The organism is Arthrobacter globiformis, from assembly GCF_030818015.1.
Classification (GTDB): domain Bacteria; phylum Actinomycetota; class Actinomycetes; order Actinomycetales; family Micrococcaceae; genus Arthrobacter; species Arthrobacter globiformis_C.
Genome location: NZ_JAUSZX010000001.1, coordinates 916,160 through 930,358, shown reverse-complemented (window position 1 = coordinate 930,358; position 14,199 = coordinate 916,160). Strand labels below are relative to the sequence as shown.

Genomic DNA, 14,199 nt, shown 5'->3' with positions numbered 1-14,199 from the left:
CCCGGCAACGGAACCCACCATTTCATGATCGCGAACTGGCAGCTAACAACCCACATTTGAGGGCGTTAGCTGCCAGTTCGCGCTTGGGTTCAAGAGAATGTACGACGGCGGGACGGCGGCTAGCGCTGGCGGGGCACCTGCCGTACGGACAGCGTTATTGAAATGACGAACGCCAGCACGGACCCGAGGATCACCAGGAGGGGCGTGGACCAGGTGCCCGAGGTGCTGTGGACGTAGCCCACCACAGTCGGAGCCAGCGCCGCCACGCCGTAGCCCACACCCTGGACGATCGCCGACATCCGGCCCGCGGACGCCTGGTCCCGGGCGAGCTTAATGATGGCGATGAAGATGAGTGTGATGCCGCCGCCCTGCGCCACTCCCCCGAGCGAGGACCACAGCCACCACAGCTGGGGAACGAACAGCAGCCCCAGCGGAACGGTCAGCCACATGGCACCCAAGGTGACCGCAACCGCCGTCGTACTCATGAACCGGGCCGCAAGCGGCACACCCAGGCTGCCCGCGATGGCCATGATCTGGAACAGGGAGGAGCCTGCCCCAGCGGCTGCCGACGTCATGCCGAGTTCATCGGACAGCAGGGAGGGCAGCCAGGCGGTCACGCCGTAATAGGAGATGGCCTGGCCAGCGAAACCGACCGTCAAACCCACCGTGATCCATCGCGACGCCGGGCGGCCGGCCGCCTTTGGGCCGCCGGAGCCGTCGTCCGCAGCGGGGATGAAGGCACGGCGCCCGGAGGCGAAAATCCAGAAGCCGAGGGCCGCGATGGCGAAGGCCGCAGAGCCCGCAATGGCAGCCCGCCAGCCCGCCAGCTCGGCCAGCGGCGCCGTGACCACGGAAGTAGCAAACGAGCCGACGTTCAGGGCACCCGTATAGATGCCCATGGCGGTCCCCTGGCGCCGCGGTGAGAAATCCCGCCGGATGATCAGCGGCACCGCGATGTTGCCCACGGTGATGGCCAGGCCGAGGATGACCGTACCTGCCATCACCATCGCCCCGCCGCCGGCCGAACGGACCGCCACGCCGGCGAGGACGCCCGCGAGCGTGAGGGTGATGGCCATTTCAGCGCCGAGCCGGCGCCCCGCGAGTGAGGCAAGGGGCGCCGCGAGGGAGAAGCACAGCACCGGGATGCCGGTCAGCAGGCCGAGCTCAACGGGCGAGAATCCCAGCTCCTGCTGCATCGGGCCCAACACCGGGGCCACGGCCACGAAGGGGCCGCGCATGTTGAGGGCAATGAGGCCGATGCACGCGAGCAGGATCCAGCTGCGGGGAACCGCGGTTCCGACGGTGCCTCTCATGGGGCGCAGAGGGCAGGGTGCCGGGAGCCGAAAAGGGGTTTCATCTCCTCATTGCTATCACGCGGGGCCTAAAACGTTGGAAAAACGGCGCCCGCGGGGCCAGAAGTGTCCGTTCGCGCTTGACCGCGGGGCCTTAAGTGTCTGTGCGCGCTTAGAGGGGTTCTTAGGGAGCCTGCAGGAACCACTCCCGCGGGGCGTTGCTGACGCCCGGTGCCTCGCGGAACCGGCCCGGCTGCGCCACCCATCCCACGCCGTTGGCGATTACCTGCTGGATCTGCGGCTGGTGGTACACGGGGTACTCCTGGTCGCCCGGGCTGAAGTAGAAGATCCGGCCCCTCCCCCGCGTAAACGTCACGCCCGAGCGGAACACCTCGCCACCTTCGAAGGAGCTGATGAAGATGAGGTCGTCGGGCTCGGGAATGTCGAAGAGCTCGCCGTACATCTCCTGCTTCGGAATGACGATGGGGCTTTCCACGCCGGCGGCGATCGGATGCGACGGCTTCACCGTCCAGACGAGTTCCCGCTCGCCCTCGTTCCGCCATTTCAGCGAGCACGTGGTGCCAAGCAGCCTGGTGAAGATCTTGGCGAAGTGCCCGGAGTGCAGGACGATCAGGCCCATGCCGCCCAGGACGTGCCGCTGCACCCGGTCCACAACCTCGTCCCTGACGTCGCCATGGGCCACGTGCCCCCACCACAGGAGAACGTCCGTGGCAGCAAGGGTCTCTTCGGACAGCCCGTGTTCCGGATCAGCCAGCGTGGCCGTGGAGATGCCGGAATCCGGGTAGAAGGCCCTCAGTCCGTCCGCGACGGCGCCGTGAATGCCGTTGGGGTACATCTCGGCCATGGTTTCCGGCTGGTTGTTCGCCTCATGGACGCCTTCGTTCCATACCAGGATGTTGAGTTTTTCGGTCATGTCAGAGCCTCACTTCGCGCTGTTCGAGGGCGGATTTGTAGCAGGCGTCGAGCACCAGGGCCCGGGTCAGGGCGAGTGAGCCGTCGTGGGCTCCCCATACGGTTTCGCCGCCGCGGACGGCGTCCACAAAGTCCTCCACCACGGCCTGGTGCGCCCGGCCCGGCTCCGCCACCACGACGTAGTCGGCGTTCTCGCCGTCCTTTTCCTTGAAGATCCGGACATCTGCGACCGGGACGTTGGAGGCCCCGACGGCGCGGAGTTCCGCTCCGCCGTCGGTCCCGTAAACGGTGAAGTCCATCAGGTCCTCCTCGTCCCGGTAGGCTGCCCAGCCGGCTTCGAGGATCAGCGTGCGGCCGCCTTCAAGACGGATGAACGCCGACGCGAAGTCCTCCACCTCAAACTTGTGGGAGGACTTCATGGCGGTGTAGCGGGCGTTGCCGCCCAGGCCGCGGGGGCCCAGCTCGGAATGCGTCGACGCCGAGACGGAGAGGACCCTGGGTTCGCCCAGCAGGTGCAGGGCATAGTCCAGGACGTGGACGCCGATGTCGGCCAGCGGGCCGCCGCCTGCCAGGGCAGGGTTGGTGAACCAGCTGCCCAGCATTGGGATCCCCTGCCGGCGGAGCCACGAAGCCTTGGCGTAGTACGGCCGGCCGAGTTCGCCGTCGTCGATAATGCCTTTCAGCTTTTGGATGTCACCACGGCGGCGGTGGTTAAAGGCCACGTCCAGCACGCGGCCGGCTTTGCGCGCCGCTTCCACCATCTGGAGGCCTTCCTCGCCGTTGCGTGCCAGGGGCTTTTCGCTCAGGACGTGCAGCCCGCGTTCAAGCGCTGCGATGGCAATCGGGGCGTGCAGGAAGGTTGGCACGGCCACGCTGACTGCGTCGAGCCCGTCGAGTTCGATCAGGTCCTCCCAACGGGCAAACGTGTGGGGGACGCTGTACTCGTCCTTGATGCTCTTAAGCAGGTCCTCTTCCATCGCGGCGACCGCAACCAGCTCCACGCCGTCGATGTTCTTGTAGGCCCCGATGTGCTGCTGGCCGGCCCAGCCGATCCCGATGACGCCAACCCTCAGGGGAGCGTTCTTCTGCTTGCTCACTTTTCAAGACTCCGTTTTCGCTTGGATGTGAAAGTTGGTCTCCCTGTGTCCGTAAACCCATGGGCCTGCGGGCATTGGGCTGCGGCCACCGGCCCGCGTGCGCTGGCTACCCCGTGGCCTGCAGCGTGGCTTCAATGACCGTCGGGGACAGCACGTGCTGGGTGACCATCTGGCTCGCGCCCAGCACGGCAGCCTGGCCGCCCGCCATGGACAGGCCGATGCGCAGGTGCGTGGTGGCGAGCGGGAGCGACCTGCGATAGACCACTTCGCGCACGCCCGCCATGAGGTGTTCGCCCGCCTGGCCGAGGCTTCCGCCCACGACAATGACCGAGGGATTCAGGAGGTTCACCACCGTGGCAAGCACATCGCCCACGTCCCGGCCGGCCTGGCGAAGGGCCTGAATGGCCTGCAGGTTACCCCCAGCCACCAGGCGGAGGACGTCGGCCCCGCTCTCTGCCTCAACTCCTTGTGCCGCCAGTGCCCGTGCCACGGCAGGACCTGACGCCAGTGCCTCGAGGCAGCCGTAGTTGCCGCACGCGGCACAGGACGTCGTCGCCCCGGGGCACCCGGACGTGGCCCAGGTCCCCGGCGGTGCCGTTGGCGCCGCGCTGCAGTTCACCGTTGCTGATGATGCCGGCCCCGATGCCTGTGGCCACCTTGATGAAGAGGAAGTTGTCGTGCTCGGGCCAGTGGGCTGTGCGTTCGCCCAGGGCCATGATGTTGACGTCGTTGTCCACCAGCACCGGGACAGGGAACGAGCGCTGGACGTGGCTGACCACGTCGAACCCGTCCCAGCCCGGCATGATCGGCGGCTTCACGGGCATGCCGGTGGCGTGCTCCACGGGCCCCGGCAGGCCGATCCCGACGCCGGCAAGATCCTGCGTGGTCCGTCCCGTCTCCACGAGCAGCGACGTCGCCTCGGCCACGAGCCGGCCCAGCACTGCCTCCGGCCCCTCGGCCACGTCCTGGGCCAGACGCCGTTCACTAAGGATGTTTCCACCCAGGTCAGTGACCGCGATGATCACGTGGGTGGCACCGACGTCGACGGCCAGCACTGCCCGGGCGGCAGGTTTGAAGGCAAAGCGCGACGGCGGCCTGCCGCCGCTCGATGTTGCCTCGCCGGCGGGGCCCACCAGCCCTGAGGCAATCAGCGCATCGATGCGGGAAGCCACCGTTGAGCGGGCAAGCCCGGTGGTCAGCGCCAGTTCGGCGCGGGTTCGGGCCTTGCCGTCGCGGAGCAGCTGAAACAGGTCGCCGGCGCGGGACAGGCTGCCCGTGCCGTCGGCGGAAACCGGCTCCGCAGTCTGGCCATTACCCGTTCGTGGACTCATGGCTTCAGTGATAGCACGAATGCTTCTGAGTGTCACAGGACACAAAGAATGTCGATAACTTTCTGACTTTTGCTTGACGCTCGTCAAAAGTGGACCTAGGTTGAGCTGTGAGCCGCATCACCGTGGAATACCGGTCGCGGCGGGCAGAGCTTTTTCCGGCGATTACAAAGAGGTAATGACCTTGTCGAGCCAGCACCTACCAGGGGCGCCTCTTGGCGTCGGCATCCTGGGCGCGGGGCCTGTCACCCAGGCAATCCACCTTCCGTCCCTTGCCAGACTCACCGACATTCTCGAGGTACGGCACATCATGGACGTGGATCCGGCCGTGGCCGAATCCGTTGCCGGCAGGGTGGGCGCCCGCTTCAGCACCAGCATGGAGGAACTGCTGGCCGATCCGGACGTGGACATCGTTGCCATCTGCAGCCCGCACCAGTTCCATGCCGCCCAGGTCATCGCCAGCTGCCGGGCGGGCAAGAAGGCGGTGCTGTGCGAGAAGCCGTTCGCAATGACCGGGGAGGAAGCAGCGGGCATCTCCGCCATCTCGGCCGAGACCGGCGTCCCCATCATCGTCGGCGCGATGCACACCTTCGATCCGGGCTGGCTGGCAGCCGAAGCAGCCTGGGGGGATCTGCCGGAGCAGGTCCACACCGTCCGCTCCTCCATCGTCCTTCCGCCCAACCCGCGCTTTGAGGACTTCGCCACCGAGATCGTGGGCCGGGTTTCCATGCCGGAGCGGGACGCCACAGACCCCGAGGTCATCAAGGCCATGCTCCGGGGCGGCGTGATGGGCCTGGCCATCCACGATCTGCCCCTGGTCCGCCGTTTCGCCCCCGACTTTGCGTCCGTGGAGGTCCTGCACGCCGAAATCGCGCAGCCGTTCGGCTATGTTATTTCGCTGCGCGCCGGGGCTGTGGCCATCGAGCTGCGCGCCGCCATGAACGCCACCTGGGAACCGGCATGGGTGTTCGAGGCCATCGGCGACGACGCTGCGCTGAAGATCAACTTCACCCCCTCGTATGTCCACGCCGGGTCGGCCACCGCCCAGCTCCGGAAGGCGGGGCAGACCCTGTTCCTCGGCCCCTACGGCCACAACGGCTACGAAGGGGAATGGCGCACACTGGCCGAGCTGGCCAGCGGTGCTGCTCAGCCACCGTCGGCCGAAACGCTGATCCATGACCTTGAGTTCGCCCTGTCCATCGCCGACGGCGCAGTCGGCCTCGTGGACGCCGGCGCCACCGCAGCCGAGGAGGTCAGCGCATGACCGCGCAGCTGTCCCTGTACGCGGACCCGCAGGCCGAGGCAGCCGGGTCCGTGGCCGCCGTCGCCGCTTCCCTCCCCCTGTCCTTCGGTCCGGCCCCGGCCGAAGGGCCCGCTCAGGCCAGTTCGCCCGATGTCATCGCCATCGCCGGCCACGCCGGCTGGACGCAGCGCGCGGCCGACGCGATCCGTAGCGGCGCCAGGGGTGTGGTTGTCTCCTCGCCGGTACCCGAGGACGTGGAGCTGCTGGCCGCTGCCGCAGCCGAGACTGGGTCGGCAGTGGTCCTGGACCAGCGCTGGGCCGGGAACCCGGCCATCGCCGGGTCCGGCGAAAAGGTTCACGGCGTTATTGCCGACGCGGTCCAAGACGCCATGCTGCTGGACTCGGTTGCCGTGGCACCGCCGGGGACCGAGCCCCTGCAGCTGCTGACGGAACAACTCTCCGTCATCGTGCAATGTGGAATTGAGCTGCGGAACCTTCGAATGATCCAGCGCAGCCCCAACGGCTACACAGTGGCCGCCATCCTTCCCAACGGAGCACCTGCAGCGCTGCAGGGCATCATGAGCTCGGCGTTGCCGGCCACCGCCAGCGTCTCTGTCCTGACGTCCGCCGGGAGCGCCGACGTCGTGCTCCCGGACCCCGCAGCAGCGTGGCCGGCGGAAGTCCGCGCCGTCACCGCGGAGGGAGCGACGACGCTTCCCACGCTCTACGAATCGGCTCACCGGACCAGCTGGTCAAGGGTCCACTCGCACATCTCATCCGGCAACACCGCCAACGATCTGGCGCAGTTCACCGCGGCCACGTCCCTCCTCAGCCAGCTCATAGGCTAGACAGTTTTCCCAGCAATCCAGCGTCACCTTCACCATCCACTCATCGTCGAGAAGGGACCGGGCATTGAGCAGCCCGGGCCTGAAAGGAAACACCGTGTCTGCTAAACCCTCCATCGCATCTTCCGCTTTTTCCCGCCGTGGATTCCTCGGCTTCGCTGCCGCTGCTGCGTCCGCTCCCCTCCTGGCCGCGTGCGGCGGCGGTTCGGCAACCCAGGGCGGTGGAGGCGGAGCCGGCGGGACAGTCAAGTTCTGGGACATGCCCTGGGCCACCCCCGCCTACAACGACGCCGCCAAGAAGATCGTTGAGGGCTTCTCCGGAGCCAACAGCAGCAAGGCCAGCTACCAGCTGATCCAGTGGAACAACTTCTACCAGACGTTCTCTTCGGCTGTTGCGTCCAAGACCGGCCCGGCGGTGTCCACCGGCGGCGGCTTCCAGGCCTTCCAGTTCGAGCAGCAGGGACAGATCGCGTACGCCGACAAGGTGGTCGATGAACTGAAGAAGAACGGCCAGTTCGATGACTTCCTCCCGGGTGTCCTCGAGCCGTTCAAGACGGACAAGGGCTACGTGGCGGTTCCGTGGCAGCTGGACATCCGGCCGCTCTGGTACCGCAAGTCCCTGTTCGAAAAGGCCGGCGTGGATGTGCCCAAGGACTGGGCAACCCTCCTCGAGGCCGGTAAGGCGATGAAGAACATCGGTGCCGTGGGCTTCGCCACCGGCTCGGGCGCCGGAAACAACATCGGCAACCACCTGATGATCATGATGATGCTCAACAACGGCGGCGGTGTCTTCACCACGGACGGACAGCTGGACGTCATGAACGACCGCAACGTCGAGGCCGTCGAATTCCTGCTGGAGCTCGTCTCCAACGGCGTCATCGACCCGGCGGCGGTCAGCTACACCACGGACAACCTCAACGCCCAGTGGAAGGACAAGAAGGCCGCGTACGGCATGCTGACCCTGGGTGTTCCGGAGCGCGTGGGCGACACCTCCGGCGACATCGTGGTGGCCAGCCCCATCGCCGGTCCCCACGGGGACAAGGCAGCCTTGATCTTCCCGAACAACATCATGATGTACACCAACACCCCCTCGCAGGAGGCCTCCGAGGCGTTCCTGGTGTACTACCTCGGCCAGATCAAGGAACTGTGGCGCCAGAAGCTGATGAACGCGCTTCCGGTGTTCAAGTCCATCACCGAACTGCCCGAGTTCAAGCAGGACCCGAACAACGTCAAGATCGTCAAGGAATACCAGCCCATCGGAAAGACCTTCGCGGCGCAGGGCAACACGCTCAGCGCCGACCTGGCAGTCCTCGACGGCGGCCAGGCCCTGAACCAGCTGACGCAGACCATCCTCACGGGCAAGACCGACGCCAAGTCCGCCCTGCAGGCCTTTGAGTCCGGGCTCCGGTCCACCATCAAGAAGTAGGCCTGCCGCCATGACGTCCACCACTACACAGTCCGGCCTCGCCCGGGCCCGGCGGGGCCTTGCCCCCGGCGGGCCCGGAGGCGGCGGATCCCCCAGCACCACCAACCGCAAGAGCAGACTCTCGGCACAAACCACCCGGACCTTCTTCTGGCTCCTGATTCCCTCCGTGGTCCTGCTCGTCCTCATCCACGGCTACCCCCTCGTGTACGCCGGGGTCCAGGCCACCCACGACGGCAACCTCATCCAAACCGGCAACTTCGTCGGCGCCGACAACTTCGCCACCGTCCTGTCCTCGCCCGCGTTCTGGAAAGCAGCCCAGTTCACCCTGTGGTTCACCATCGTCGGCGTCTTCGGTTCCTGGCTGGTCGGCCTGGGCCTGGCCCTGCTGCTGCGCACCAAAATCCCCGCCGGCGGCACCTTCAAGGTCCTGCTGCTCCTGCCCTGGGTGGTGCCGATCGTGGTGTCCTCCACCGCGTGGAACTGGCTGGTCGCCACCCCGGACAGCCTCATCCCTTCCCTGTTCCGCAACCTCGGCCTGGGCACCCCGCTCTTCCTCGCCGACCCCACCCTGGCCGCCCTCATGGTCATGGTTTTCAAGGTCTGGGTTAGCTTCCCGTTCATGATGATGATGATCTCCGCCGCCCTGGCCTCCGTGGACACCACCGTCTACGAGGCCGCCAGCATGGACGGGGCCACCCGCTTCCAACAGTTCAGCCAGATCACCCTGCCGCTGATCGCCCGCTCCACCTACATCAGCTGGATCCTGATGACGATCTTCTGCGTCAACGACTTCCCCACCATCTACCTGCTCACCGGCGGCGGGCCCGTGGATGCCACCACCTCCCTCGTCGTCCTGGCCTACCGCACCGTCTTCCAGGACTTCGCCACCGGTCCCGGTGTCGCCATCGCCTTCCTCATGACCCTCACCCTCGTGGTCGTCTCCGTTCTCCTCTACCGCCAGATCCGAAAGTCGAGCGTCGAATAATGAGCGCAGTACTCCACGCCCACCCCGAAACCGGCCCTGCCCTCGGAGTCACCACCGCCGGCAAGCCCCGCCGCGCCCTCTCCGAAGCCGGCATGCGCGGCCGCTGGTGGCGCTTCACCGCGATCCTCGCCATCACCGCCGTCGTCCTGGTGCCCATCATGGTCACCGTGCTCCTCGCCTTCACCCCCGGGCCCAACAGCACCGCCACCGGACTGACCTTCGAGAACATCAGCAACGTGTTCTCGAAGACCCTGGCCGGCACCTGGCTGCAGAACAGCCTGGTCACCACCCTCTGCACCGTCGTCGTGTCCGTCGCCGTCGCCGCCCCGGCCGGCTACGTCCTCTCCCGCGGACGCAGCAAAGCCGTCTCCGGCTACTCCCTGCTGCTGTTCGTCATGCAGTCCCTGCCCATCATCACCTCCGTGGTGCCGCTGTTCATCCTCTTCGCCAACATGGGACTCGTGGACAACCTCCTGGGCCTGACCATCATCTACGTCGGCTCCACCATGACCGTGGCCACCTGGATGATGGCCGCCTACTTCGATTCCATCCCCATCAGCCTCGAGGAAGCCTCCTGGATCGACGGCTGCTCCGTCTTCGGTTCCTTCACCAAGGTCGTCTTGAGGAACTCTCTGCCCGGTGTGCTCTCCACCGCGATCTTCGCCTTCCTCCTCGCCTGGAACGACTACCTCGTCGCCATCGTGTTCCTCCGCTCCAACGAAATCGTCACCCTCCCCATGGGCGTCCAGTCCTTCTTCCAGCAAAACAACACCGACTGGTCCGGCGTCATGGCCCTCGCCGTCGTCATGATGCTCCCGCCCATCATCGTCTTCGCCACCCTGAACAAATACTTCAGCGTCGGCGGCATCGGCGGATCCCTCGCCGGCCGCTAGGCGGTCCTGAACCACAAACCCTTTTTCGAGAACAAACCAACTCCCGCAAAGGAACGAAATGTCTTACTCACTCCAGCTGTACACCCTGCGCAACGCCATCCAGGAGGACCTGCCCGGTACCATCCGGAAGGTCGCGGAGATCGGCTTCACGCAGGTTGAGCCGTACAACTTCGTGGCCACGGCCAATGAGCTCGGCGCCGCGCTGAAGGAGAACGGCCTCACCGCCCCGTCCGGCCACGCGCCGCTGCTCAGCCAGGACCAGGACGAAATCTTCTCTGCCGCCAAGGGGCTCGGCATCGGCACGGTGATCGAACCGTACATCACCGCCGAGCACTGGCAGAACGCCGAGGACATCCAGGCGACCGCGGCAAAGCTCAACGCCGCCGCCAAAAAGGGTGTCGAATACGGCATCCGCGTCGGCTACCACAACCACGCCTGGGAACTGGAGTCCGCCATGGAGGGCAAGACGGCTCTGGAGTACTTCGAAGGGCTGCTGGATCCCGAACTGGTCCTGGAGGTGGACACCTACTGGGTTGCCGTGGGCGGCAAGGACCCGGTGGAGATCCTGACCAAACTGGGCGACCGGGTGAAGTTCATCCACATCAAGGACGGCCCGCTGAACACCGACACCAAGGCGCAGCAGCCGGCGGGCCAGGGCAGGATCCCGGTGTGGGACGTCATTAACGCAGCAAAGTCGCTTGAGGTCGGCGTCGTGGAATTCGATGACTACTCCGGGGACATCTTCGACGGCATCACCCAGTCGCTTGCCTTCTTGAACTCCGCAAAGGCCACTGAAGGGGCACAGGCATGAGCGGCGCATCCACGCCGTCTTCCCTCCGGGGGCCGGTCGGCGTCGGCGTCATCGGCGCCGGCAACATCAGCAAGCAGTACCTGGACAACCTGACCGTCTTCCCGGACCTTAAGGTCCACGTCATCGCCGACCTCTTCGAGGAGGCTGCCGAGGCGCGGGCGAAGGAATACGGCATTCCGGAGTGGGGCGGCGTGGACGCCGCACTGAACCATCCCGACGTCGAAATCATCGTCAACCTGACCATTCCGGCAGCGCACGTGGAGGTGGCCACCGCCGCCGTCAACGCCGGCAAGCATGTCTGGACCGAGAAGCCCTTCTCGCTGGACCGCGAATCGGGGCTGGGGCTGCTGAAGACGGCCGACGCGGCGGGCATCCGCCTCGGCACCGCGCCGGATACGTTCCTGGGCGCCGGCCTGCAGACCGCACGCCGACTCATCGAACGCGGCGACATCGGCACCCCGCTCACCGCCCTGACCACCTTCCAGACCCCTGGACCGGAATCCTGGCACCCAAACCCGGCCTTCCTGTTCCAGTACGGTGCCGGGCCGCTGTTCGACATGGGCCCGTACTACCTCACCACCCTGGTCCAGACGTTCGGGTCGGTCCGGAAGGTCGCCGCCGTCGGATCAAAGGCCAAGGAAGTCCGCATCATCGGCTCCGGTCCCAGGGCCGGCGAGGAATTCACCGTTGACGTCCCCACCCATGTCTCCGCGATGGCCCATTTCGAGGGCGGCCAGTCCTCGCACAGCGTCTTCAGCTTCGAGTCACCGCGCCTGCGGATGGGATTCGTGGAGATCACCGGCACCGAAGCCACCATCTCGCTCCCGGACCCCAATTTTTTCGACGGCGACATCAAGCTCTGGCGCGCCGGCGACGAGGACTGGACCGTCATCCCCGCCACCGGCCCGGCCAACGGCCGCGGCATGGGCGTGCTGGACATGGCACGCTCCATCCGCGCCGGAGTTCCGCACCGCGCCACCGGCAACCTCGCCTATCACGTCCTGGACACCATGGTCTCGATCTCCGAATCCGTGGAATCCGGTACTTTCGTCGACGTCGAAAGCTCCGCCCCCGCGTCCGCAGCCCTCCCCGAGGACTGGAACCCCACCGCCCCCACCCTCTAGGAATACCAATGACTTCCCACGAATCCCCCGGCACACCGCCGGGAGCCAACCGCCCTCTGGGTGTGGCGATGATCGGCTATGCCTTCATGGGCAAGGCCCACTCGAACGCGTGGCGGAACGTCGCCAGCTTCTTCGACGTCCCGGCCTTCGAGCAGAAAGTGCTCGTGGGGCGGGACGCCGGGCAGGTCACCGCGGCCGCGGCCAAGTATGGCTGGTCCGAGTCCGCGACGGACTGGCGTTCAGTCCTGGAACGGGACGACATCGATATCGTCGATATCTGCGCCCCGGGCTGGATGCACGCCGAGATCGCCATCGCCGCCCTCGAAGCCGGGAAGCACGTGCTCGTGGAGAAGCCATTGGCCAACACCCTCGCCGAAGCCGAGGCCATGACCGAGGCGGCGCGGGCGGCCCGGGTCAACGGCGTGCAGTCGATGGTCGGATTCAACTACCGCCGCGTGCCCGCCCTGGCACTGGCCCGCGAACTGATCGCGGAGGGCCGCCTCGGCACCGTGCGGCATGTGCGTGCCGCGTACCTGCAGGACTGGCTCGCGGACGCGGAATCACCAATGACCTGGCGGCTGAACAAGGAAACCGCCGGGTCCGGCGCCCTCGGGGACATCGCCTCCCACGCGATCGACCAGGTCCTGTTCCTCCTCGGAGACTCCGTCACCGAGGTCTCCGGCCGGCTCCACACCTTCACCAGGGTCCGGCCCGGACAGCACGGGCCGGAGGACGTGACGGTCGACGACGCCGCCTGGGCCACGCTGTCCCTCGCCTCCGGGGCGATCGCGTCAGTCGAGGTCTCCCGGGTGGCCACCGGGCAGAAGAACTCCCTGAAGCTGGAGATCTACGGTGAGAGGGGCACCATTCTCTTCGACCTGGAGAACCTGAACGAGCTCGGCTTCCTGGACGCCACCGTCCCGGTGCGGGAGCAGGGCTTCCGCCGGATCCTGGTCAACGAACCCGACCACCCCTACCTGGATGCCTGGTGGCCGCAGGGGCACATCATCGGCTGGGAACACACCTTCACGCACGAGATCCGTGACTTCCTGTCCGCGATCGGCACGGGTGACGCGCCGTCGCCGTCGTTCGAGGAGGGCCTCGCCGTCCAGCGCGTGCTCGCCGCCGTCGAGGAGTCAGCGGCAGCGAAAAGCGCTTCCATCCAACTCGTCCAGCCCACCGGCGCCGCAGCCGCCACACCAACCGAAGGAGCCTGATATGCCCCGCCCGTACACCCTGTTCACCGGCCAGTGGGCCGACCTGCCCTTCGAGGAAGTCGCCAGGCTCGCCTCCGGCTGGGGCTATGACGGCCTCGAAATCGCCGTCTCCGGCGACCACCTGGACGCCTGGCGCTGGGACGAACCCGGCTACGTCGAGTCCAAACTCGCCGTCCTGGAAAAGTACAACCTCAAGGTCTGGGCGATCTCCAACCACCTCAAGGGCCAGGCCGTCTGCGATGACCCGATCGACTTCCGCCACGAAGCGATCGTCGGGTCCAAGGTCTGGGGCGACGGCGACCCCGAAGGCGTCCGGCAGCGCGCGGCCGAGGAAATGAAACACACCGCCCGCCTCGCCAGAGCCCTCGGCGTGGACACCGTCGTCGGCTTCACCGGCTCCTCCATCTGGCAGTACGTCGCGATGTTCCCGCCCGTCCCGGAAAAGGTCATCGACGCCGGCTACCAGGACTTCGCCGACCGCTGGAACCCCATCCTGGACGTCTTCGACGAATGCGGCGTCCGCTTCGCCCACGAAGTCCACCCGAGCGAGATCGCCTACGACTACTGGACCACCGTCCGCACCCTCGAAGCGATCGGCCACCGCGAAGCGTTCGGGCTGAACTGGGACCCCTCCCACTTCATGTGGCAGGGCATCGACCCCGTCTCCTTCATTTGGGACTTCAAGGACCGGATCTACCACGTGGACTGCAAGGACACCAAGCTGCGCCCCACCGGCCGGAACACCGTCCTCGGCTCCCACCTGCCCTGGGGCGACCCCCGCCGCGGCTGGGACTTCGTCTCCGCCGGACGCGGCGACGTCCCCTGGGAATCGTCCTTCCGCGCGCTCACCGCCATCGGCTACACCGGACCCATCTCGGTGGAATGGGAAGACGCCGGCATGGACCGCCTGCACGGCGCCCCCGAAGCCCTCGCCGCGCTCAAGAAGTTCGACTTCCCCGCGTCGCAGACCAGCTTCGACGCCGCCTTCAGCACCAAAGACTGACC

12 protein-coding genes and 1 pseudogene are annotated in these 14,199 nt (G+C 66.7%); 9 read left to right on the top strand and 4 right to left on the bottom strand.

Features of this window, described 5'->3' with window-relative positions; translation table 11 throughout:
- Positions 1–119: 119 nt before the first annotated feature.
- From QFZ23_RS04385 to QFZ23_RS04370, 4 genes and pseudogenes are all read right to left on the bottom strand, one after another.
- Positions 120–1,313, bottom strand: a complete 1,194-nt coding sequence (locus QFZ23_RS04385) for an MFS transporter (protein ID WP_306920745.1) — start codon at positions 1,311–1,313, stop codon at positions 120–122.
- A 163-nt stretch (positions 1,314–1,476) separates the two neighbouring features.
- The gene (locus tag QFZ23_RS04380; protein WP_306920743.1) at positions 1,477–2,226 is read right to left on the bottom strand and encodes a ThuA domain-containing protein; all 750 of its coding nucleotides are present in this window, start codon (positions 2,224–2,226) and stop codon (positions 1,477–1,479) included.
- A 1-nt stretch (position 2,227) separates the two neighbouring features.
- Positions 2,228–3,322 (bottom strand): Gfo/Idh/MocA family protein, encoded by a 1,095-nt coding sequence (locus QFZ23_RS04375; RefSeq protein ID WP_306920741.1) that lies wholly within the window; start codon positions 3,320–3,322, stop codon positions 2,228–2,230.
- Positions 3,323–3,428: 106 nt separating this feature from the next.
- Positions 3,429–4,653: pseudogene (locus QFZ23_RS04370) on the bottom strand (ROK family transcriptional regulator).
- Between the two features lie 175 nt (positions 4,654–4,828).
- Between QFZ23_RS04370 and QFZ23_RS04365 the strand changes: the two are divergent.
- The 9 genes from QFZ23_RS04365 (at position 4,829) to QFZ23_RS04325 (ending at position 14,197) form a co-directional block, all read left to right on the top strand.
- Complete coding sequence (locus QFZ23_RS04365) at positions 4,829–5,914, top strand: Gfo/Idh/MocA family protein (RefSeq protein WP_306920738.1); 1,086 nt, start codon at positions 4,829–4,831, stop codon at positions 5,912–5,914.
- Positions 5,911–6,741, top strand: coding sequence for a hypothetical protein (locus tag QFZ23_RS04360; protein ID WP_306920736.1), 831 nt, complete (start codon positions 5,911–5,913; stop codon positions 6,739–6,741). The genes QFZ23_RS04365 and QFZ23_RS04360 overlap by 4 nt, the downstream gene beginning before the upstream one ends.
- 94 nt (positions 6,742–6,835) lie before the next feature.
- The gene (locus tag QFZ23_RS04355) at positions 6,836–8,164 is read left to right on the top strand and encodes an ABC transporter substrate-binding protein (protein ID WP_306920734.1); all 1,329 of its coding nucleotides are present in this window, start codon (positions 6,836–6,838) and stop codon (positions 8,162–8,164) included.
- Between the two features lie 10 nt (positions 8,165–8,174).
- Positions 8,175–9,149 carry a carbohydrate ABC transporter permease gene (locus QFZ23_RS04350; protein WP_306920732.1) on the top strand — a complete coding sequence of 325 codons (975 nt, stop codon included), beginning with the start codon at positions 8,175–8,177 and terminating at the stop codon, positions 9,147–9,149.
- Positions 9,149–10,042 carry a carbohydrate ABC transporter permease gene (locus tag QFZ23_RS04345; protein ID WP_306920730.1) on the top strand — a complete coding sequence of 298 codons (894 nt, stop codon included), beginning with the start codon at positions 9,149–9,151 and terminating at the stop codon, positions 10,040–10,042. Before QFZ23_RS04350 ends, QFZ23_RS04345 begins: the two co-directional genes overlap by 1 nt.
- Positions 10,043–10,100: 58 nt before the next feature.
- Positions 10,101–10,853, top strand: coding sequence for a sugar phosphate isomerase/epimerase family protein (locus QFZ23_RS04340; protein ID WP_306920728.1), 753 nt, complete (start codon positions 10,101–10,103; stop codon positions 10,851–10,853).
- Positions 10,850–11,977: a Gfo/Idh/MocA family protein gene (locus QFZ23_RS04335; RefSeq protein ID WP_306920727.1), complete on the top strand. Its 1,128-nt coding sequence runs from the start codon at positions 10,850–10,852 to the stop codon at positions 11,975–11,977. Before QFZ23_RS04340 ends, QFZ23_RS04335 begins: the two co-directional genes overlap by 4 nt.
- Positions 11,978–11,985: 8 nt before the next feature.
- Positions 11,986–13,194 (top strand): Gfo/Idh/MocA family protein, encoded by a 1,209-nt coding sequence (locus QFZ23_RS04330; RefSeq protein ID WP_306920725.1) that lies wholly within the window; start codon positions 11,986–11,988, stop codon positions 13,192–13,194.
- Position 13,195: 1 nt separating this feature from the next.
- Entirely contained in the window at positions 13,196–14,197 is a 1,002-nt protein-coding gene (locus QFZ23_RS04325; protein ID WP_306920723.1) for a sugar phosphate isomerase/epimerase family protein, read from the top strand.
- Positions 14,198–14,199: the final 2 nt, after the last annotated feature.